Origin of the sequence: Marinomonas spartinae, from assembly GCF_900089775.1 — a bacterium.
In the GTDB taxonomy this organism is placed as follows: domain Bacteria; phylum Pseudomonadota; class Gammaproteobacteria; order Pseudomonadales; family Marinomonadaceae; genus Marinomonas; species Marinomonas spartinae.
Genome location: NZ_FLOB01000001.1, coordinates 655,996 through 675,373, shown reverse-complemented (window position 1 = coordinate 675,373; position 19,378 = coordinate 655,996). Strand labels below are relative to the sequence as shown.

The 19,378-nt window shown below is 45.1% G+C and carries 23 protein-coding genes; 5 read left to right on the top strand and 18 right to left on the bottom strand.

The window, feature by feature from the left end; genetic code table 11:
• Positions 1–82: 82 nt before the first annotated feature.
• The 6 genes from MSP8886_RS03005 to MSP8886_RS02980 all read right to left on the bottom strand — a co-directional run bounded on the left by MSP8886_RS03005 (position 83) and on the right by MSP8886_RS02980 (position 4,281).
• Positions 83–1,360 (bottom strand): dihydroorotase, encoded by a 1,278-nt coding sequence (locus MSP8886_RS03005; RefSeq protein WP_067012515.1) that lies wholly within the window; start codon positions 1,358–1,360, stop codon positions 83–85.
• A gap of 1 nt (position 1,361) precedes the next feature.
• Positions 1,362–2,357, bottom strand: a complete 996-nt coding sequence (locus tag MSP8886_RS03000; RefSeq protein WP_067012513.1) for an aspartate carbamoyltransferase catalytic subunit — start codon at positions 2,355–2,357, stop codon at positions 1,362–1,364.
• Positions 2,358–2,444: 87 nt separating this feature from the next.
• Entirely contained in the window at positions 2,445–2,618 is a 174-nt protein-coding gene (locus tag MSP8886_RS22270; RefSeq protein ID WP_175365253.1) for a hypothetical protein, read from the bottom strand.
• 55 nt (positions 2,619–2,673) lie between these two features.
• Positions 2,674–3,171, bottom strand: coding sequence for a bifunctional pyr operon transcriptional regulator/uracil phosphoribosyltransferase PyrR (gene pyrR / locus MSP8886_RS02990; protein ID WP_067012509.1), 498 nt, complete (start codon positions 3,169–3,171; stop codon positions 2,674–2,676).
• An 85-nt stretch (positions 3,172–3,256) separates the two neighbouring features.
• The gene (ruvX, locus tag MSP8886_RS02985; protein ID WP_067012507.1) at positions 3,257–3,715 is read right to left on the bottom strand and encodes a Holliday junction resolvase RuvX; all 459 of its coding nucleotides are present in this window, start codon (positions 3,713–3,715) and stop codon (positions 3,257–3,259) included.
• Positions 3,715–4,281: a YqgE/AlgH family protein gene (locus tag MSP8886_RS02980; protein WP_067012505.1), complete on the bottom strand. Its 567-nt coding sequence runs from the start codon at positions 4,279–4,281 to the stop codon at positions 3,715–3,717. Before MSP8886_RS02980 ends, ruvX begins: the two co-directional genes overlap by 1 nt.
• Positions 4,282–4,577: 296 nt before the next feature.
• Between MSP8886_RS02980 and MSP8886_RS22265 the strand changes: the two genes are divergently transcribed.
• Both MSP8886_RS22265 and MSP8886_RS02975 read left to right on the top strand, forming a co-directional pair.
• Positions 4,578–4,733 carry a hypothetical protein gene (locus tag MSP8886_RS22265; protein WP_175365252.1) on the top strand — a complete coding sequence of 52 codons (156 nt, stop codon included), beginning with the start codon at positions 4,578–4,580 and terminating at the stop codon, positions 4,731–4,733.
• A gap of 89 nt (positions 4,734–4,822) precedes the next feature.
• Positions 4,823–5,674 (top strand): isopenicillin N synthase family dioxygenase, encoded by an 852-nt coding sequence (locus MSP8886_RS02975; protein ID WP_067012503.1) that lies wholly within the window; start codon positions 4,823–4,825, stop codon positions 5,672–5,674.
• A 103-nt stretch (positions 5,675–5,777) separates the two neighbouring features.
• On the opposite strand, the gene MSP8886_RS02970 is transcribed toward MSP8886_RS02975, so the two are convergent.
• Positions 5,778–6,527 carry a sulfite exporter TauE/SafE family protein gene (locus MSP8886_RS02970; protein WP_175365251.1) on the bottom strand — a complete coding sequence of 250 codons (750 nt, stop codon included), beginning with the start codon at positions 6,525–6,527 and terminating at the stop codon, positions 5,778–5,780.
• A gap of 116 nt (positions 6,528–6,643) precedes the next feature.
• Entirely contained in the window at positions 6,644–7,717 is a 1,074-nt protein-coding gene (locus MSP8886_RS02965) for a lactonase family protein (RefSeq protein ID WP_067012499.1), read from the bottom strand.
• Positions 7,718–7,931: 214 nt separating this feature from the next.
• Here MSP8886_RS02965 and MSP8886_RS02960 point away from each other — a divergent pair, with 214 nt between their 5' ends.
• Positions 7,932–8,591, top strand: coding sequence for a DsbA family oxidoreductase (locus MSP8886_RS02960; protein WP_067012497.1), 660 nt, complete (start codon positions 7,932–7,934; stop codon positions 8,589–8,591).
• A gap of 105 nt (positions 8,592–8,696) precedes the next feature.
• Here MSP8886_RS02960 and MSP8886_RS02955 read toward each other — a convergent pair whose 3' ends face one another.
• The 4 genes from MSP8886_RS02955 to ligA are packed head-to-tail and all read right to left on the bottom strand — an operon-like array spanning position 8,697 to position 11,206.
• On the bottom strand, positions 8,697–9,206 hold the full coding sequence (locus MSP8886_RS02955) for a nuclear transport factor 2 family protein (RefSeq protein ID WP_067012495.1): 510 nt from the start codon (positions 9,204–9,206) through the stop codon (positions 8,697–8,699).
• Positions 9,207–9,213: 7 nt separating this feature from the next.
• Positions 9,214–9,927 (bottom strand): alpha/beta fold hydrolase, encoded by a 714-nt coding sequence (locus tag MSP8886_RS02950; RefSeq protein WP_067012493.1) that lies wholly within the window; start codon positions 9,925–9,927, stop codon positions 9,214–9,216.
• Entirely contained in the window at positions 9,924–10,793 is an 870-nt protein-coding gene (locus MSP8886_RS02945; RefSeq protein WP_067012491.1) for a class III extradiol dioxygenase subunit beta, read from the bottom strand. Before MSP8886_RS02945 ends, MSP8886_RS02950 begins: the two co-directional genes overlap by 4 nt.
• Entirely contained in the window at positions 10,781–11,206 is a 426-nt protein-coding gene (ligA, locus tag MSP8886_RS02940) for a protocatechuate 4,5-dioxygenase subunit alpha (RefSeq protein WP_067012489.1), read from the bottom strand. The genes MSP8886_RS02945 and ligA overlap by 13 nt, the downstream gene beginning before the upstream one ends.
• Before the next feature lie 184 nt (positions 11,207–11,390).
• Here ligA and MSP8886_RS02935 point away from each other — a divergent pair, with 184 nt between their 5' ends.
• Entirely contained in the window at positions 11,391–12,665 is a 1,275-nt protein-coding gene (locus MSP8886_RS02935) for a LysR family transcriptional regulator (RefSeq protein ID WP_067012487.1), read from the top strand.
• A gap of 190 nt (positions 12,666–12,855) precedes the next feature.
• Here MSP8886_RS02935 and MSP8886_RS02930 read toward each other — a convergent pair whose 3' ends face one another.
• The 5 genes from MSP8886_RS02930 to MSP8886_RS02910 all read right to left on the bottom strand — a co-directional run bounded on the left by MSP8886_RS02930 (position 12,856) and on the right by MSP8886_RS02910 (position 17,143).
• The gene (locus MSP8886_RS02930) at positions 12,856–13,449 is read right to left on the bottom strand and encodes a Crp/Fnr family transcriptional regulator (RefSeq protein WP_067012485.1); all 594 of its coding nucleotides are present in this window, start codon (positions 13,447–13,449) and stop codon (positions 12,856–12,858) included.
• A gap of 28 nt (positions 13,450–13,477) precedes the next feature.
• Entirely contained in the window at positions 13,478–14,404 is a 927-nt protein-coding gene (locus MSP8886_RS02925) for a DMT family transporter (RefSeq protein ID WP_067012483.1), read from the bottom strand.
• Between the two features lie 2 nt (positions 14,405–14,406).
• Positions 14,407–15,246 carry an arylamine N-acetyltransferase family protein gene (locus MSP8886_RS02920; protein ID WP_067012481.1) on the bottom strand — a complete coding sequence of 280 codons (840 nt, stop codon included), beginning with the start codon at positions 15,244–15,246 and terminating at the stop codon, positions 14,407–14,409.
• 48 nt (positions 15,247–15,294) lie between these two features.
• Positions 15,295–15,639 (bottom strand): darcynin family protein, encoded by a 345-nt coding sequence (locus MSP8886_RS02915; protein ID WP_067012479.1) that lies wholly within the window; start codon positions 15,637–15,639, stop codon positions 15,295–15,297.
• Between the two features lie 121 nt (positions 15,640–15,760).
• Positions 15,761–17,143, bottom strand: coding sequence for an aminotransferase-like domain-containing protein (locus tag MSP8886_RS02910; protein WP_217491202.1), 1,383 nt, complete (start codon positions 17,141–17,143; stop codon positions 15,761–15,763).
• 181 nt (positions 17,144–17,324) lie between these two features.
• Between MSP8886_RS02910 and MSP8886_RS02905 the strand changes: the two genes are divergently transcribed.
• Positions 17,325–17,924 carry a LysE family translocator gene (locus tag MSP8886_RS02905; RefSeq protein ID WP_067012477.1) on the top strand — a complete coding sequence of 200 codons (600 nt, stop codon included), beginning with the start codon at positions 17,325–17,327 and terminating at the stop codon, positions 17,922–17,924.
• Between the two features lie 60 nt (positions 17,925–17,984).
• On the opposite strand, the gene MSP8886_RS02900 is transcribed toward MSP8886_RS02905, so the two are convergent.
• Positions 17,985–19,328, bottom strand: coding sequence for an ATP-binding cassette domain-containing protein (locus MSP8886_RS02900; RefSeq protein ID WP_067012475.1), 1,344 nt, complete (start codon positions 19,326–19,328; stop codon positions 17,985–17,987).
• Between the last annotated feature and the right edge of the window lie 50 nt (positions 19,329–19,378).

Below are 19,378 nucleotides of genomic sequence, written 5' to 3'. Positions count from 1 at the left end.
GTAATAAGTTTACAATCTACTGAATCAATTTTACCGATTAAATGGCACTTAATTCTCTCAAGACTAACGTTTGATGAGGGCCTTATGCCAGTCGATAAACTTGCTGGCCAGAAATAAAGGTAGCGATGACTTGACCTGTCAGTGTCGTTCCAAAGTATGGCGAGTTATGCCCTTTGGTTTTACGGTTATGATGAGTCCACTGCCAGCGGGCCGTACTATCAAAGATAATAAGGTCAGCAAAGCTTCCAACACTTAAACTGCCCGCCTCTAAGCCGAAGCAATTAGCAGGGCCACAAGTTAAGCAAGACAACAAAGTCGATAAATCTAAGTCCCCTTCATCCATTAATTCCATCGCTAATGGGAGCAGCACTTCGACATTGGCCATGCCAGGCTCAGTAGCCGCAAATGGCGCAATTTTAGCCATTTTTTCATGTGGCTGATGATCAGAACAAATCGCCGTAATCACGCCCGCCTTGATACCTTCGATCAGGGTCAAACGATCTTCATCACCGCGTAATGGAGGTAGCACATGGTACTGACCATCAAAACGGCTGAGTATTTGATCGGTTAACAATAAATTATGTACCGCGACGTCAGCGGTAACATCCAGTCCTGATGCTTTTGCATCCGCCAACATTTCAACGGATTTTGCACAAGATAGACGAGCAAAATGCGCCCGAACCCCTGTTTTTTCGACCAATAACAAATCTCGCATTAAGGCGATGGTTTCCGCTTCTTCTGGAATGCCAGCTAAACCGTGCATGGTAGACATCAGACCTTCGTGGGCACAACCGCCTTCTGATAGGCTCTCTTCATCGGGATGAAACACGACCAGTAAATCATGAGTCGCCGCATATTCGAGTGCTCTGGATAACACTTTGGTGTTCACAACGGGGTAACGATGATTAGAAACGGCGACACAGCCAGCATCCGTCAACGCCATCATGTTGCTCAATTGCTCCCCAGCAAGACCTTTTGTTAGCGCCCCAATAGGAAAAACATTGGCCATGCCGGCTTCGTCTGCTTTATCTTGAATCAACGCGGCCACAGAAGATGTATCGACTATCGGATTCGTATCCGGTGGACACACCAGCGTTGTCACCCCGCCAGAAACAGCCGCTCGACCTTCCGTCGCAATATTGCCTTTTTGAGTTTGCCCTGGTTCACGCAATGCCACGGCAAGATCCACCAAACCGGGTAACACCCATTTGCCTGTGGCATCAATAATTTCTGCGTTTTCAAAGCCATCAGGTGCTTCACCAATGGCCGCAACCTTTTCATTATCAATAAACAAATCAGTCACGGCATCAAGGTCTTGGCTTGGGTCAATCACTCGACCATTTTGAATGCGTAGTTTCATATTATTTCTCATCCTCGCCACTATCCCGTTGTAACTGCCCACTCATCGCCATGGATAACACGGCCATACGCACAGCAATGCCGTTTGTTACTTGATTTAAAATCACAGAGTGTGCACCATCGGCGACCTCAGAGGAAATTTCAACACCACGATTAATCGGCCCCGGGTGCATGACAATGGCATCCGGCTTCGCCCACGCCAAGGTCTCTTCTGTTAAACCATATAAGCGGTAGAATTCCCCTTCACTTGGTAGCAATGCCCCCTTCATTCGCTCTTTTTGTAGACGCAACATAACAATCACATCCACATCTTTTAAGCCTGCTTCCAAGTCATGACAAATGGTGGCCCCCATTTCCTCAAAAAACTTAGGCACTAAAGTTTTCGGACCGACTAAACGCACCTCTTCTACCCCAAGAGTGGTAAGCGCCTGTAATTGCGAACGCGCGACTCGCGAGTGCAGAATGTCCCCCACTATGGCGACTTTCAGGCCATCAAACCGCCCTTTATGACGACGGATTGTCAACATGTCGAGCATGGCTTGAGTCGGATGAGCATGACGACCATCCCCAGCGTTGATAATGGCAACATTAGGCGTACAGTGCTCGGCAATAAAATGAGCAGCCCCACTGTCGGAATGACGCACAATAAACATATCGCTCTGCATGGCTTCAAGGTTTTTTAGCGTATCAAGGAGCGACTCGCCTTTGGAGGTGGCGGAGGTTTCAATATTAAGGTTAATCACGTCCGCCGAGAGGCGTTTGGCCGCCAATTCAAAGGTCGTTCGGGTTCGAGTAGAGTTCTCGAAAAATAGGTTTACCACGGTTTTACCACGCAGCAGAGGCACTTTTTTCACCGACTGCTCGCCCATGGATAGAAAGGAATCAGCTCGATCAAGAATTTCTGTCAAAATGGTTTTATCTAGACCATCCAATGTCAAAAAGTGCTTAAGCTGTCCGTGTTCATTTAACTGTAATGCCCGAGGTTCGGATCGCATCATGGTTTGCTTTCCTCAAACTGCAAAGACGGTATCGTCTTTCTCTGTTCTAAATAGGGTGTTGATAGAAAAATGCCCGGTGTAGACTCACTACAACCGGGCATTAATAACGTTAACAAAATTAATGGGATGAATAATCAAAGCACACAGACTGTCACAGCAGTCATGGCGTAGGCTGTTTCGATACTTTTCATCGACGCCCCATTCGGCACTATCCAATGCCAACATGGCGGTCATTGTTTCAACTAAATTAACGTCATTCATATCCATCTGCTAATTGTCGTATTTGTTAACGCAAAAATAAAGCTAGAAACACACTTTAATGCGCCTCTAGTACAGAAACCATCAGAGGTTCAGGGCCTGATAACTTAACCCTTTGATCAGGATTGAGCGTCAGCCGTTCCCCCACGATATCCGCCTGAATTGGCAATTCATGCTGCCCCAAATCATATAAGATAGCCAAGGTAATACTAGCAGGACGGCCAAAATCAAAAATCTCATTCATCGCAGCGCGTATCGTACGGCCAGACATGAGCACATCGTCGACCAGAATCACATGTCGATCTTCAAGAGCGGGAAGCAACGTTTGATTCACTTTCGGATTCAGCCCTGCGCGAGTGAAATCATCACGATAAAAAGTGATATCCAGCGTCGCCAACGGCTCATCCGTCATCACCGCACTCATCAACTGCTCGGCAACCCAAACGCCACCGGTATGAATACCGACCACTATGGGGTTTTCTATGCTCTTTTTCGCACAATACGCCGTTAACTGCGTTTTCATAGACGCTAAAGAACGCTCTAAATCTAACTTCATCGCTGTCTAAACCTTTGTTTGCCTTACCATCAACTGGCTCGAATGTATGGTATGAATGTACTTATGATTCAAATGCCCCAAGCAATTAGCTCGTTTCAGCGAACCAAGTTTCTACAATCATTTGCGCGGCTAATCCATCCACAGAGTTCTCTTTAAAATTGCGATTTCCCCCACGGGCAATCACCTGCCCTTTGGCCTCAAAAGAGGATAACCGTTCGTCCATCATATGGTAAGGACGATTGAAACGTCCATGCAAACGTTTCGCAAATTTACGCGCCCGTTGACACATCTCATTTTCAGCACCATCCATATCCAGCGGTAGCCCCACCACAAAAGCGTCCGGCTGCCACTCTTCCACCAATTTTGCAATCTCATCCCAATTAGGAATGCCCTCTTTAGCTTTTAAAGGTGCAAGTGGCCGCGCCGTCCCTAATACGCGTTGGCCAAATGCTACACCCATTCGTGTGGTACCAAAATCAAAGCCCAATACTGATTGCTCAGTATTGGGCTTATCGTTAACACTTTCAGACGAAGTAACCGTCATTAAGCATGTCCTATATCCGGTGATAATCTTGCCATATCAATTCCCAGCACCTTAGTGGCAGCGGTGAATTGCATATCGCTTGGAGTATGGAATAATACGTCTAAATCCGCCTCACACACCAGCCAATCGTTATTCGCAATTTCTTTTTCAAGCTGTCCAGCTTCCCAACCAGCACAGCCAAGTGTAATACGATAAGCCTCTGGACCTTGGCCGCGCGCAATGTCTTCTAATGCTTCTAGAGAGGCTGATAAAGAGACCTCATCGTTTACTTTGAGCGTATTACTCCAAGTTTTTTCTGAGGTATGGAGAATAAAGCCCTTTTCAGATTCCACCGGCCCACCATGATAAATGGGATCAGAGGCTAACTTAGGGGAGGAAATAGTCATCTTCAAATGCTCTGCAAGCTCACTGAAATCAATGCTAGAAGGGCGATTAATAACAAGACCTATGGCCCCTTCTGGTGTGTGCTCGCAAAGATAAACCACAGTATGTTCAAAGTGTGGGTCATCAAGATGTGGCATAGAAATGAGAAAATGATTTTTGAACGAATCGAAAAATGTATTCATATTAACTTGCCCTCTTCTTTGTGAAGACGCAGGGATCTCGCGTCGGATGTGACCTCGTAAAACTCAAGGTGTGTAGAACTTTTTGTTGCCTTACGGTATTTCGTATCGGTAAAAAATTGACGCCGATCAGGATATTATAGGTTAAGTATTTGATTTACCCAGTCAAACTACACAATTAATACGTGTTTCACTTCAAAACAAAGGTTTCACACAGTAAACTACATATTGTGACAGGAACTCAACCTATTCCTCGTCATGGTTACAAATTCTTTGCGACACAGTAAGAGAACATTGAAATGTCTGTTATATCCTTGCCAACTCTGTTCACTATCACAACAGCGCCTGTTGGGTATTGCACTGTCATTGGGGCGAAAAACACGAAAAATGGCACTGGTTACTTAGGTGAGGCTATTGATCTGAAAATGTTTTTTCATAGTGGCTGGTCTTCTTAGGTCGCTCTTTTTTGTTTCATATCATTCATCCACAGTGATGCGGACTGACGATCAAAAATATCAAAAACAGAGATTTAATAGGACACACAATGCAACTAAAAGCCGTAGATTACACTAGCCCAACCGCCGCAGAAGACTTTGTCAGATCTCTTCGTGAGACAGGATTTGGTGTACTGAAAAATCACCCTATCAAAAAAGAACTGGTCAGTGCTATTTATGAAGATTGGCAGGCCTTTTTCTCAAGCGAAAGTAAGCATGACTATCGTTATAACGTTGGCCCACAAGATGGTTACTTCTCTCCTAAAGTGGCAGAGACGGCAAAAGGTCATACTAAACGCGATATTAAAGAGTACTTCCATTACTATCCTTGGGGTCAGTGCCCTGAAAAACAAAAACCATTGTTAGCCCAATACTATGGTGAGGCCACTAGCTTGGCGGAAGAATTGTTAGCTTGGGTTGAGCAATATTCCCCAGACGACGTAGCGAAGCATTACTCCCAACCTCTTTCCAGTATGGTTGAGGGCAGCCAACAAACGTTACTGCGTATTTTACATTACCCACCATTGAAAGGGGACGAAGAGCTTGGAGCAATCCGCGCAGGCGCTCACGAAGACATTAACTTATTGACCATTCTACCGTCCGCTAATGAGCCAGGTTTACAAGTCAAAGCCAAAGATGGCTCTTGGATGGATGTACCTTGTGATTTCGGCACCTTGGTGGTGAATATCGGTGATATGTTACAGGAAGCGTCTGGTGGCTATTTCCCTTCCACGTCACACCGCGTGATTAACCCTGAAGGTGCCGATAAAACAAAATCACGCATCTCCTTACCGCTATTCTTGCACCCAAAACCAGAAGTCGTATTGTCCAACCGTCATACGGCAAAAAGCTATTTGCGTGAACGTCTAATTGAACTGGGCGTTATCCCAGAAGAAGAATAATATCGTCTTCTCGATACCATGAACCTACTCAAAAAAGCACCTAATCTGGTGCTTTTTTATTGTGAAAGCTTCGCTCGCAGCGTCGCACCAAGGCCCTTAATTATTAAAGCAAGGCTTTAAGGGACAAGCTCACCCCCGACATCAGCAATAAAATCAGCGCAATGCGTTTAATGATGTGTGGTGAAATCGTAGGCGGATAGCGTTTTGCCAATAGCGACGTTATAAAGACACAGGGAAAGCCAACGATGCTCAACCAAATCATCGGTGCGGTAATCTGTCCGCTAACGCCCATAATGCCAATACGTAACAGAGAGGAGACAAAGAAGACACTCAATAAGGTGGCACGAATCACACTGATCGACACAGGCTGGCGGTACATCAAATAAGAAATTGGTGGCCCTGAGGTAGCAAACAACCCACCAAGTACACCGGAAATACCACCGAATACAAAGTATACCCAAGGGCGTGAAGGTTCAGCACCGACTTTAGGTTTGATCAAACTCATCAAACACGCAATCACAATGGTTAGGCCCAGCAGAAGTTGCAACCAATGCAGCGCACCGTTACCTAGATAGCTCAGTAGATACACGCCAAGCGCAATGGCTGGAGTACAAGCAATAAAATAGACAATTAAGTTTTTTCCATTCACCTGTCGCCAGACACCGCCATAGAGCCCTGTCGCTGCATTCACTAAGCTTAATGCGCTCACTGAGAAAGCCACCACATCGATTGGCGCAAGAGAGAATAATCCGGCAACACACATGACAATCAAGCCATAGGCAAAGCCAGTGAGACTTTGCACATAGCTGGCAACAATAAAAACAAACAACAATAGATAGGAAATGTCATGCACAAGAATGCATCCTTATCAGCCACTCTCGGTTAGGAAAAAAGGGAATACCTTATATGGAGGAGCCTCTTAGAGAGCTTTGCGCAACATCATAAGCCAAACCGTTATTTAAATAGCCATTAAAACTCGACTATCTCAACCCAGTTCGCACCTTGTCCACTTGGCACTTCGCTCACCTTCACGGGCATGCCAGTTTGATCATTTAACTGGTACACACCAAGGTGATCCGCCGCTTCACCAGACACCACCATATACTGGTCATCTTCGGTCAACGCAAAACCACGGGGTTGCTTCTCTACTTCAACATGCCCTTGGTATTGCACACGGCCTGTTTTCGGCTCCACCCGCAAACAACAAATAATACTGCAAGTTCGTTCGGACACATATAAAAATTGTCCATTGGAGGTAACATGAATATCGGCCGCCCAGACTGGCGGATGATCGTTTTGTACGCTTTTAGACGGTGGAACCCCATTCACCAAACCTAGCTTATCGGAAGGCACGGCTTGTACAGCGCTTTTATAAGACAGTAACCCTGTCGATCCATCGTATTGATAGGTAATCACCACACCAGATAACTCACCTAAGCAATACACATACTGACCGTTAGGGGAAAAGACAAAATGACGTGGTCCATCTCCTTTTCCTGAGGCGACCGTACCCACAACGTTTTTAGACAGTTTGCCTGTCACTTCATCGAAGCGATACTGCCCAATATGGTCATCCCCCAAGCTAGTAGCAAAAACAAAGTCATTATCAGGTGAGGGATGGATAGCGTGAGCATTGCGTCCCGTTGCTAGCTCTTGTATGACATCACCAACATGACCCAACTTATTGACTGCACTCACACTGATTTTATGACCACCATACGAGGCCGCGAATAGAAAACGCCCGGTTAAATCTAGGTCGATATTCGCCATACTGTCTGGTAAAGGCGCAACGGCTTCTTCCGTTAACGCCCCCGACTCAGGATCAATGCGATACGAGACAACGCGATAGGGCTCTGAACGAACAGCTGCATATAAATACGTTTTATCAGGACTAACAGTCAACGGCATCACATTCGGCCCCACTGGCGTCTCCCCCAATGGCACCATCGTCAACGGGGTTTTATCAAAAGAATAACGCGACACCGTGCCGTCTTTTGCATTCGAAACATACACATAGGCTGTTTTATTGATTGCATTGGTCATTTCACAGATTCCTTTTTACTGGGCGAAGCACATCGACCAGTGACGACAAGCGATCTTGTATAATGTCATACCTAAACGAATTAAATCACACTTATTGTGCAAATTAACAGCAATATTCCCTCTTTGTTGTCAGCCATCCTTTTTATTACGCCCTCAAGCCCAATAAATCTATGCAATACACTTAACCATTTACTCTGTTAACAGCGAGCAGATCATGAAAGACTCACTCAATATTCAATTTATCTCCGATATCATGTGCCCTTGGTGCGTAGTCGGTTTGGGGAATTTAAACAACGCCTTGGCGCAACTGGAGGACACCGTTGATGCCGAGATAACGTTCCAGCCTTTTGAGCTAAACCCTGATATGCCAGCCGAAGGACAAGCTTTTCAAGAACATATCACGGAGAAATATGGCATTACCAAAGAGCAATCAGATCAAAACCGTTTGCAAATAAAAGCACGGGGAGAAGAAGTCGACTTTGATTTTAATTTTAATGATGAAAGTCGCATGAGAAACTCCTTTGACGCTCACCGCCTATTACATTGGGCGGAGCACGAAGGCAAACAAGCTGAGCTAAAAATGGCCCTGTTTAAGGCGCACTTTACCAACAATCTGGATGTGAGTGATTATGATGTGCTTGCCAAACTTGCCGCTGCAGTCGGCCTAAATTCCGCTGCGGCAAAAGGCATTTTAGAGAACGGTCAATACGCAGACGACGTTCGTCAAAAAGAAGCTTTTTGGCAACAACACGGCATTACCTCAGTGCCGACTATTATCATTAATAATAAATACGCCATTACCGGTGGCCAACCCGCCGAGAACTTTAAACAGGCTATTGAAGACATTCTTGAAAAAGAAAAAACGCAGCAGTAATAAAGCCGCTTAATCGCCTTCACCCACCATGCTTCCTAATGATATCAACAGCAAGCATGGTGGAGAGTGTCGGTAACGGCCATTGGTGGATGAAGCTTGATAAAGTTAACCTGTTTTATCTGAAGAGCCTGTGTAATGCAGTTCGATTGACCCCTTCCTCTTGGCGATTAACCACTCACCCTTTATTTTTTTAAGCTCATCGACAAAGCGACCAATAAAGATATCGCCATTCGCCTGTACCATACTTTCGATGTCATCGACTTTTTTATTCGCAGACTTTTTATCCGAAGACTTTTTATCAGCAGACTTTTTACCTGAAGAGAATAGCACCACTCGCGATGTCACAATAACCGAGTGGTCATTGATAATATTGGCTTCCATATTGGTCAGTGCATGGCAGGTTTCTTTCGCTGGGCGTGCGGTAAAAGAAGCGAGAATCGCATCGCGCCCTGCAATTTTTACGGTAGGGGCACTTGGCCGATATAATTCACCCTCTTCTGTATAACAGTTTGCTAACTCTTGCCAACGCCCTTGATCGAGCAAATTAATCGAGCGAGTAACCAGCTTCTGGCATTGCCATTCGATTAATAAGTTGTCCATTGATTGATTATTCATAATGGTTCTACGCTCTCTTCAGCCAGGTTTGCAGCGCCAGTGCAATCTCATCAGGAGCTTCCGCTGGGGCCATGTGCCCAGCCTCCTCGATCACCACCAGCTCACTACCTACTATTTTCTCTTGCATTGCTTGGTGTTGAGACACAGGACTCCAGGTATCTTGCGTACCGGAAAGTAGCAAGGTGGGCACCGAGATCTGCGCAAGCATCTCTTCCGCATTAGGACGATGGATCAGCGCATGGATTTGTTTCTCAAAGTGCTCAACGGAATAAGACTCCACCATCTTCGTCAAGTCCGCCATTAAATGCTCACTGCTTAATCCTTTAGGAGACATCATGGGAACAAGCCACTGTGTTGGTAAAGCTGACATACCTTGCTGTTTTGCCACATCAATCAACCGCATACGTCCAGGTATTTCTTTGTCTGACTTCGGATGAACACCTGTGTTTAACAGCGCCAGATGAGTCACTCTCTGTGGCGCTAGGCGGTAGATTTCCAATGCCACTCGCCCTCCCATAGAGTGGCCTGCCACAGCAAACTCACCCTTGATGGTAGACAATACATGCCTAGCCATCTCCGTCAGATCATCAAAGCCGGCGAAGCTCATAATATGCACATCGGCCTCTGGTTCTAAGTAGGATGCGACCTTTTGCCAAACCCGTCGATCACACAATAAACCAGATAAACAAACCAATGTTGGCTTTGTGGGGGATAACGTCATAACGTTTTCTCCTCCTCACTCTCTTGGCTGGCATTTTCATAGATCAAATGGCCTAGCGCTGTATTGGAAACTGGCACATGATAATGTCGATGAACTTCTTGAACCTCATGATTAAGTGCGCCACGCATGATCAACCACATCACCATTTCACTCCCTTCGGTGCCCGATTCGCGGATGTATTCGACTTGAGAAATTTTCGCCAGCTTCTCATAGTCGTTCTTTAGATCGTCCATAAAAGCAAGATCCCACTCACGGTTAATCAAGCCTGCTCGCTCTCCTAGCAATTGGTGACTCATGCCACCTGTGCCCCACACCTGAACCGTCAAATCGTCGGGAAATTGCTCGACTGCAGCACGAATGGCCTTGCCTAACGCTAAGCAGCGCTCACCCGTTGGGGCGGGATAAACCACCGTGTTAACCGCCAAGGGGATCACTTGACAGGGCCACTCCTCTACCTCACCAAACACCATCGACAAGGGAACCGTCAGACCATGGTCGACGGTCATCTCATTGACAATTGTTAAATCAAATCCTTGCAATATAACGGACTCGGCAATATGCCACGCCAGCTTGGGCGCCCCTTTTACAAGGGGCACTGGGCGCGCACCATAGCCTTCATCCGCTGGGCGATAACTTTCTCCACAACCAATAGCAAACGTTGGGATGAGTTTCATATCAAATGTCGTCGCATGGTCGTTGTAAACCAAAATGACTACATCGGGTTTCTGTTCACGAATCCACTTTTTAGTGAACTCATACCCCTTAAAAATGGGAGCCCACTTTTCGAGGTGACTTTCCCCCTTGTCCATTAGATACCCTAATAACGGGATATGGGATGTCCCTAATCCAGAGGTTACTTTTGCCATAACGACTCCTCAGACGGTTTACTCTCGCCCTGATCAGTAAAACGATTCCCCTCTGGTGAACGCCCACCACGGCGCATCATGTCGATATATTCATCAACAGATAAATCGGTCATGGTGGAAACCGCTGCCGCCACACTCAAACCATCCGTCGAACTGATTTTGACAAGGTAATAAATGTTGCCACCCAAAGCGATGAGCTGACTAAAGTTCCGTTCAAGTACTGCGGTTTTTTGCGCTTCCGTCATGGGCCATTGATCAAGATATGCCCGTTCATTTTGCTTAAACGCAACACGATTAGACTCTTGCATTAACGACATACAAAATTGATTCAGATGGAAGCCTATTCTGGCCATATCACCGTCAAAGACAGTCGTACCGGGGATATTATCGTAGGGCTTTTGTTGATTATTCATTCACACTCTGCCTTCTCTCAATGAGAGACATTAACTTGTTCTACCCAAAGTAAACAGAAAACACAGGAGTGTCATATGCATAATTAAAAATACACCTTAAAATTTGGTTATATCATGATACCGTTGTAACCACAGGACATGGCAAAGCGCTTTTCGACAAGGTATTTTTTGACAGGACCATAAGATGGACATTGACCATACACACTTTCCTCTGACGCTCAAACAGTGTCGTGTCATTTCAGAAATCATGAAAAAGGGCACGGAAAAAGACGCCAGTGTGGCGTTAAATCTTAGCCAACCCAGTGTGTCTCGTGCGCTCTCCCAGGCAGAACAAGCCTTGCAGGTAACGGTCTTTACGCGAGGCTGGAGTGGCGTGGAACCGACGTCCGTAGGGGAAGTCGTGATCTCAACCTGTAATAACATGTTACAAGCGATTGCAGAGACAGAACGCCAACTACAAAACCATGTAAGCAGTCCGCTTAAGTTAACACACTATGTGGAGTGGCGGCATTTGATGATCATTGAAGCGGTCGTAAAAGTAGGCAGTGCTTCTGTGGCGGCGCAAACACTTGGCATCACACAACCCGCCGTCAGTAAGACCCTAAAGGAAGTCGAAAACATGGTACAACAGCCAGTTTTCTCAAGAGCCCGCCGTGGTTTGATAACACAACCCGCCGCCAAGCAACTTGCTTCGCTCTATCTGAGAATATCACCAGTCGCTCAGTCTCTTCTTCATCGACTGCAATCGCTGCCCCATGCATTAACGGGGAGACTGTCCGTCGGCATGCTGTCCTTTTCCTGCCAAGACATTGTGCCCATTGCCTTTGCCTCAATCTTGAAACAACACGCAGGTATCCGACTACAAGCCATGCAAGGCCCCTATCACATGTTGGCCAATGCTTTACGACAAGGCGAAATAGATTGCTTTCTAGGGCTCATGAGAAAAGGTCCGATTCATCCAGAGCTCGTTGAACTGCCATTATTAAACGCCCAATACGCCTTAATCGCTCGTTCCGACCACCCTATACACAAGGAGGCTAAAACACTCAATGACCTGACCAATGAACGCTGGATTGTGGCACGCCACGGCACCCCTATTCGAGACTATTTCGACAGTTTATTCCGCAATATCAATAACATCCCCCCCATTCAGGCATTGGAGATGCTGACCTTTGCCTCTTCAGAAGAACTCGTCATTCACAGTGACGCCATTGCCCTACTGTTTTATGACGATTGGAACATAAAACAGCTTAATCCCCGACTCAAGCAACTCGCCATAGCGCTCCCCAAACCTGAGTGCACCATTGGCATAACATTACACCGCGAACGGCAATCCGACATTATCAAAGCTTTTATTGAAGAGCTGAAATTAACAATTCTAAATAAACTGAGACCTTTGCACGATGTCACGAGCGACGCCAAGACGCGGCAAAAACACAAGAAAAAGAGCGATCAATGAGCATTTTGAGTCTGTTTTTAACAAAGTATTGGCAAGCACAGTAGTCGTGCAAAAGCCTCAAACTAAAACACAATGCTTAGCTATTCACATAGCCTAAGGCTTCTACAAGAATAGCCACACCCTGTTTTATTATTTAAAGCCTCTCTTTCTATTAAAAACAGATCCTAGTAAACCGCCAAAATAGATAACATCACCCATTGCTCAGTTTTAATTTTTGTCTGATTCGGCTCAACGCTATTGGCGTAATGCCTATATAGGAGGCGATATACTGCAAAGGTACTTGCTCTTTCAGCTCAGGGTAGTCGGCACAAAAGTCCATATAGCGACGCTCAGCGGAGTGCTTCACAAACGCACTTTCGCGCTCTTCTTTGGCAATAAAAATCTGCTCTAAAAACGCCATATAAGACGCTAGAAAGCCTTTATCTTGTGACATTTGCTGGAAAAACTCTGCCCACGGATAAGAAATCACCATGACATCGCTGAGCGCTTGAATACCAAAAAGCACTGGCATACCTGTCACCATAGCGCGTGTCGAACCGATAACCCTTGGGCCTTTTACAAAGGTTTGAGTGAACTCTTTGCCAGCGTCAGACACCCCAACATAACGCACCAAACCAGAATGCAAAAAATACAACTGATTCGCTAGCTCACCTTGATGAAAAAGATAGTCCCCCTTTCGCACCGGATGCAGCATCATGGATAGAGACAAATACTGCCAATCAATATCATGACCCAAACCAAGAAAGTAAGCTCGAAAACTTGCTTCTAGTACTGCTTGATCCATAACTGTTCTCCAAACATGATGACTCGGCTTACACCTGTTTTGCTGCGATAACGCCTCTGTTATCACGAATCAATATCAAGGCCAGCAAAACAATGGATACACCCGTTACAAAGCCAAAATCGAATAAATCTGACCATCTTGCTTGAGAAAACGCGGTATAAACCGCCACCCAAATCGGCACCGTATAAGAGAACGCCAACAATCGACTTGCGCCAACCGTTGTCACCAAGCGCTGCTGTAGCACAAAGGTCAGTAAGGTAGTAAAAATAGTAAGGTACAAAATAGTGGACCAAAAACCAAACGATAGCCACTGCACTTGCTCAATATTTCCCCATATCAAGGCAATGGGCAATAACCACACACTGCCAAATAACATAATCATAAAGGCCCCAGGCAATGCTCCTAAGGTGCGTCCCCATTTTTGTACCGAAACCACATGAAAAGCCAACAAAAAACACGCACCAAGGAAAAGGCTGTCACCTTTGTTCCAGCCAAACGTCCCCGATGAATGAGTGGCAAGCAGCACAATCATCGACCCCATTGACCCTAAGACAAAGCCCAATACTCGCCACCAAGAGGGCAACTCTCTTAACCAGACAAAAGCAATCAATACGCCCATTAATGGAATCAGGGTATAAAGCACGGAGGTATGCAAAGGCGTGGTCAACTCCAACGCGGTAAACAACCCAACAAAGAAGCCAACCAGCGCACCACTGATCATCAGGTAATGGAGTAAACGTCTTTTTGACTGAAACAAAGCACGGAACTGATCAAGAATATTGAGTCCTGACCGATGCCAATTGACCATCAAAGCTGGCAGCATCATCAGTAAAGATAAGAGAAAGCGAACAGCAGAGGTCGCTAACGGACTGGCATACTGCACCATATGACCAGACACAATAAACGACGATGCCATCAGCCATGCCCACAGAAAAAGCAGTAACAAGGCATTCATCCTTAGCTCCTTGTCTGGCTATCATCCAACTCAGACTGAACAAAGCGCTCAAACAGATGTTCTGCGACAACCAGCTCCAGTTTGATCTGAAAATGTTCTGCTAAAATGCTTTGCAATACACGCGGTGAACCCACCTTACGATTCTGTTCGCCAGATTCTGTTTTAATGTTGAACGTCGAGTTGAGTAGCGAACGGGTTTTATCCAACTCTTTATTCGTGACCATTAAGTTATTCACAAACACCGCGTTAGGGTGTCGATGGGAATAAAAATGCCCTACCGAGCAATCCGCCTCAGAATAGTGAGCAAAATCAAAACGATACAATGTGAAATAGTCACCGTCTTTGACGATCTGTACATCCCATTCCCCCCCTTCAAGAGGAAGCATTCGGTAATGCTCAAAGCCAGACTGCTGTTCTTGTTGAGTGCTTAAACTTAGTGGCGACAGAGGACCATTGCCACCAAAACCAGTGTCGATCAAATACATCTCATTGTTTAGCGTTAACAAGGTGACACGATGAGTCCTTCCCACCGCCCTTTCTAGATTATTATTAAGGACACGGGCCAATTTCAGTTGCACGTCATAACCTAACGCTTTTAATAGCTCAAACGTCAGTTTGTTATGCTCAAAGCAATAAGCGCCTAAACCGCGAGTGACAATTTTTTCGCTGACGTCTTCCAAGTCCAGAGAAATATCGTCCCCTAATACAACCGCCAAATTATTAAAACTAAACTCCGCCACATGTCGACGCTGTAGCTCGCAAACAAAATCCAGACTGAGCGAATCGGGCACCGTCAGATCAAGACGGACTAGATATTGATTTAACGCTAAAGGAAATGACATGACTTTTCTCCCTAATGATTCGTCTTGTTATTAATCGTGCCAAGGTCGCTATTTAATGCTTGATAACTGGCTTGCTTCGTATTCTTCAAAGCCATTTTCTAGAGCGGGAAAAATATCCACCACCTCAAAATACGGCACAGTAAAAACTTGACTGTCTCTTAGGGCTTCGATTAAGAAATAATAGTGTTGTAAATTCTCGGTTTCATAGACTGCTATATCACTGCATCGAGTGGTAAAGGCTTCGCAGTCATACAAGCGGACAGACACATCTGGGTAACGGGCAAAAATATCCCCTATTGTTTCGGTAAAATAACGGTTCCGCTCTTCACGGCTCAAAGACAGCCACGCAGCGGTGGCATTCATATGAACAAAAAAGGTGTATTTTCTTGGCATGGTCTTTTCCCTTAAGGATCATTCATTGTTAGTGTGTTAACACTATCGAACCCTCGCCGCCAAGAAATTAACCTAGGTTAAGAAATCCCACTTTTTTATCCTCAGAGACCTTTACACACTGTCACAAGCGACGCCAAGCCGCGATTTTATCTTTAATAAACTGCAAGCCTGTTTTCAATTCATCGCGAGAAACAGGCCCGGTTAAAGACAGTCGAATCGCATTCGGCACTGGGTAAGAGCCTACTCGGAAAAAATACGCATCTCGGACAAACACGCCCGTCTCAGCCAGCTCGTTTTTGAAGGTCCGACTATCGCAGTTTTCTGGTAAATAGAGCCAAACATTAAACCCTGAGACAGCCAACCTTTTGTGAGTAGGAAACATTTTATAAAAAATCCGATAACGCGCCTTCAGTTCACGGGCGATCTCCTCTTCCACTTGTTCCATTGCCCCATTGCTCAACCAACGACAAACTAAATCCAACAAGAGTGGACTGACATGCATACAAGAGGTTCGCAGCGCCTGCTTCATCGCAGGTTGCAAAGTACTCGGCAGCACCATATACCCCACTCGAACACCGCCAGCAAAATACTTAGAAAAACTGCCAATATACAAGGTGATATCCGGTGCGATGCTAACCAAGGGAGAGCAGCGTTCATCAGGCTGGCAGTACATCACATCATCTTCGATAATCAACACATCAAAGCGACGGCAAATTTCAATAATTTTTAACCGCCTCGAATCACTTAACCTGACACCCGTTGGGTTTTGAATGGAAGGGGTGAGGTACAAAAGTCGAGGACGGTGCCGTTGACACTGCAGAGCTAAATCATCGGGAATCAAGCCCTCTTCATCCATCGCAACGGGGACCGCTTTACGCTCCTGTTGGGCACAGGTGTTAATTAACTCACCGTAACATAAACCTTCCAATAAAATACTGTCACCGCTTCGCGTTAAGGCTTGTAGCACCACACTTAAGGCATGTTGCCCACCATAGGTCCATAACAACCGTGACGCATCCAGATCCCATTGCCAGCGCTCGTTCAACCAGGTTTGCAATGTTGTACTATGACCTTGTAAACCATCTGAGATAAAATAATCCAACACCGCCCGTTGAGCGTTAGGCTCACTAACTAAAGCTTCTAACGACTCGCTCAAGCGCTTTTGCTGTCCCAAAATCAAAGGTCGGCACAAACACAAATCCATCCCCCCTCGGCTGGCGATGGGATGATAATACTCCTCTTGAGTCTTCACCTTATCTTTGACATAAGTACCACTACCAACAACAGGAACCGTTACACCGCGCCGTTCTAACTCTTGATAAGCTCGGGTAATCGTTCCTACGGTTACACCCAGCTGATAAGACAAAATTCGTTGCGATGGCAGTTTGGTATTTGGCTTGAGCTCCCCGCGAATCACCGCTTCTTCAAACACATCAGCAAGCACTTTGTACTTAGGCCCAACTCGACCGACTATATCTGGAACAAACATTGTCACCTTTGTCATAGAGACACTTTGTTAAAATAACCAGCATATTCAAGGATGGGAGACAGGTAAATCATTTAAATGTCATGGTGACACTTAAGTCTTACTAAAAGGAATAAGACTCTGTTTAGAATGGCTATTGTATGACGACTCGCACATAAGAGCGCTCATCTATAAAACCACTAAACGATAAGGATTCATTATGTTATGGAGTTTGTTGCCTTCGCTGTGTCTCTTCAGCTTCGTTGCGGCCGTCACACCAGGCCCCAATAACTTTCTGCTTGCCAGTTCTGGCTCCCAATTTGGCTTTCGTCGAACCCTTGGCCATGTGGCGGGTATTCGTCTCGGGATTATTGGCCTGCTGTTGTTAAGCGCTATCGGCATTGGGGCATTAATTGAACGTTACCCCATTCTCCATGACGTGCTGAAATATATTGGCATTGTCTATATGAGCTATTTGGCCTTAAAACTGGTCTTTAAAAACAGTGTGTTACAGCAAGGAAACGCTCATCAACCTATTCATTGGCGACAAGCGGCGCTCTTTCAAATGGTCAATGTCAAAGCATGGGCAGCCAGCTTGTCTTTAGTCGCTACCTACTCTTTGGTATCAGACTATTGGCTATCGGTGTTATGGATCATCATGGCCTTTACTGGCTGTGGGTTGATCGCCAATTTCTGCTGGGTTGGCATGGGCAAAGCCGCTAACCGTTTATTCAATACCCCCAGCAAAATTCGCCTGTTTAACTATGGACTTAGCTTTCTTACCATCGCGACAATTGTGCCGCTTTTGTTTGAGGCTTAGTAAAAGCAACGAGAATTGATACTTGCTCCTCAAGGTATCAATTCTCCTAGCGAAAAAGTTTTACTGTCTTACTTCCATAATCAGTCTCGATTTTGCAGCTTTCTCGATTTCTGCATTGACCGTTTTGGTGTTTTCCTGATCAAGGAAAGCATCCCATTCATCCAGCAGTAATGGCCCCTTCGTATGGGATAACAACCATAAGATGCATTTCTTAGAGTATTGTCCATCGGACAAGCTTGAAGACGATGTCTCTTCCCAAGGGTACATGACCTTAAAAGAAGGATTGAAATAAATAGCATCGTACTTATCGCGAAACGCTTTCAAGAAATTGGATTTACCCGAGCCGTTTTTCCCTTTTAGAGAAAATCGTCCCAACCCTTTAGGGGTAAGCTCATTTTGGTCAAAAAGCTTCTCACCTTTATATAGGCGCACATTGTCATTAAAGCTAAAAGCAGGCTTTTCAATCTCTTTAGCAAAGCACGAGAGCATTTTTAATCGACCTTTGAAAGAAGAAAACGAAATAACAATCGATACGATCTCTGTTGCAGAATTGAGCAGTTGATAGATTCTTGTCAGATTAATAACAATCGCTAATTTTATACCAACACCAACCCCTGTTTTCAGCAAAATATACAAAACCAATAAGGTCGTTGGCATCAATGAGGCAAAAGCAATAATGAGCATTACAGAGGATTGAAAGACTTCTTCTTTTACTCTGCTCGCCAGATAAACATCAATTTTATTCTTTAGTTTTTTAATAAAATAGGCGTAACTCACCCGCGATCCATGATGTGTGTTGTCATGAGTCAACGACAGTAAAGACACAAGCCCTGAACCAGACTCGGATACCCTCAAAGCGAATGCTTCAAGCTTTCTTGAAACAAGGTACTTGATCAAAACAACAAGCATCGCGCTGATCGCGATACTGATTATAAAACGAGCGTCAATAAAGACCGATATAACGATCAGACTCAGAAAGAAATTCAGAAAAGCAGATGTTCCAAAAGAAATATAACCTATAAAGTCAGAAATAATTTCTTTTCCTTGAGAGCTTAACACTCCAAGTGGTTCACCTTTTATAAAGGGCGATGTGGATGCTTTGTATCGATCAACAGAAGAGAGCCAAAACACCTTGAATACGCCACAAATCCATTTTTGATTAAAGACATCGGATAAACTAGCGGCAACATGAGGAAGAACCATTGATACCACATAGACCACTAACCAAAAATTGAAATTATTCTCATCTATCTTAAATCCATTAATAGAGCGGATTAATTTTATAGACGCATAGACGGATAGCGCAATGAATGATTGATGCACTAGAATAGAAAGAAAGGTAAAAACAGAAAATTGATTAAAATACGGCGACGCCACTCGCCTTAAGTGAAAAATTTTAGACATAGTAAACCCTTAAAAAAATTTTTAATTTCATAACACTTAAAAATATTTTA

Bases quoted from the DNA above. Each gene is read 5' to 3' on its own strand.
- MSP8886_RS02960 (WP_067012497.1), top strand. From the start codon at position 7,932: ATGAAAGACTCACTCAATATTCAATTTATCTCCGATATCATGTGCCCT.
- ruvX (WP_067012507.1), bottom strand. From the start codon at position 3,715: ATGACGGTTACTTCGTCTGAAAGTGTTAACGATAAGCCCAATACTGAG.
- MSP8886_RS02905 (WP_067012477.1), top strand. From the start codon at position 17,325: ATGTTATGGAGTTTGTTGCCTTCGCTGTGTCTCTTCAGCTTCGTTGCG.
- MSP8886_RS02980 (WP_067012505.1), bottom strand. From the start codon at position 4,281: ATGAATACATTTTTCGATTCGTTCAAAAATCATTTTCTCATTTCTATG.
- MSP8886_RS02920 (WP_067012481.1), bottom strand. From the start codon at position 15,246: ATGTCATTTCCTTTAGCGTTAAATCAATATCTAGTCCGTCTTGATCTG.
- ligA (WP_067012489.1), bottom strand. From the start codon at position 11,206: ATGAATAATCAACAAAAGCCCTACGATAATATCCCCGGTACGACTGTC.
- MSP8886_RS02955 (WP_067012495.1), bottom strand. From the start codon at position 9,206: ATGAATAATCAATCAATGGACAACTTATTAATCGAATGGCAATGCCAG.
- MSP8886_RS03005 (WP_067012515.1), bottom strand. From the start codon at position 1,360: ATGAAACTACGCATTCAAAATGGTCGAGTGATTGACCCAAGCCAAGAC.
- MSP8886_RS02910 (WP_217491202.1), bottom strand. From the start codon at position 17,143: ATGACAAAGGTGACAATGTTTGTTCCAGATATAGTCGGTCGAGTTGGG.
- MSP8886_RS02930 (WP_067012485.1), bottom strand. From the start codon at position 13,449: ATGGATCAAGCAGTACTAGAAGCAAGTTTTCGAGCTTACTTTCTTGGT.
- MSP8886_RS02965 (WP_067012499.1), bottom strand. From the start codon at position 7,717: ATGACCAATGCAATCAATAAAACAGCCTATGTGTATGTTTCGAATGCA.
- MSP8886_RS02900 (WP_067012475.1), bottom strand. From the start codon at position 19,328: ATGTCTAAAATTTTTCACTTAAGGCGAGTGGCGTCGCCGTATTTTAAT.
- MSP8886_RS02950 (WP_067012493.1), bottom strand. From the start codon at position 9,927: ATGACGTTATCCCCCACAAAGCCAACATTGGTTTGTTTATCTGGTTTA.
- pyrR (WP_067012509.1), bottom strand. From the start codon at position 3,171: ATGAAGTTAGATTTAGAGCGTTCTTTAGCGTCTATGAAAACGCAGTTA.
- MSP8886_RS02915 (WP_067012479.1), bottom strand. From the start codon at position 15,639: ATGCCAAGAAAATACACCTTTTTTGTTCATATGAATGCCACCGCTGCG.
- MSP8886_RS22270 (WP_175365253.1), bottom strand. From the start codon at position 2,618: ATGAATGACGTTAATTTAGTTGAAACAATGACCGCCATGTTGGCATTG.
- MSP8886_RS03000 (WP_067012513.1), bottom strand. From the start codon at position 2,357: ATGATGCGATCCGAACCTCGGGCATTACAGTTAAATGAACACGGACAG.
- MSP8886_RS02975 (WP_067012503.1), top strand. From the start codon at position 4,823: ATGCAACTAAAAGCCGTAGATTACACTAGCCCAACCGCCGCAGAAGAC.
- MSP8886_RS22265 (WP_175365252.1), top strand. From the start codon at position 4,578: ATGTCTGTTATATCCTTGCCAACTCTGTTCACTATCACAACAGCGCCT.
- MSP8886_RS02935 (WP_067012487.1), top strand. From the start codon at position 11,391: ATGGACATTGACCATACACACTTTCCTCTGACGCTCAAACAGTGTCGT.
- MSP8886_RS02925 (WP_067012483.1), bottom strand. From the start codon at position 14,404: ATGAATGCCTTGTTACTGCTTTTTCTGTGGGCATGGCTGATGGCATCG.
- MSP8886_RS02945 (WP_067012491.1), bottom strand. From the start codon at position 10,793: ATGGCAAAAGTAACCTCTGGATTAGGGACATCCCATATCCCGTTATTA.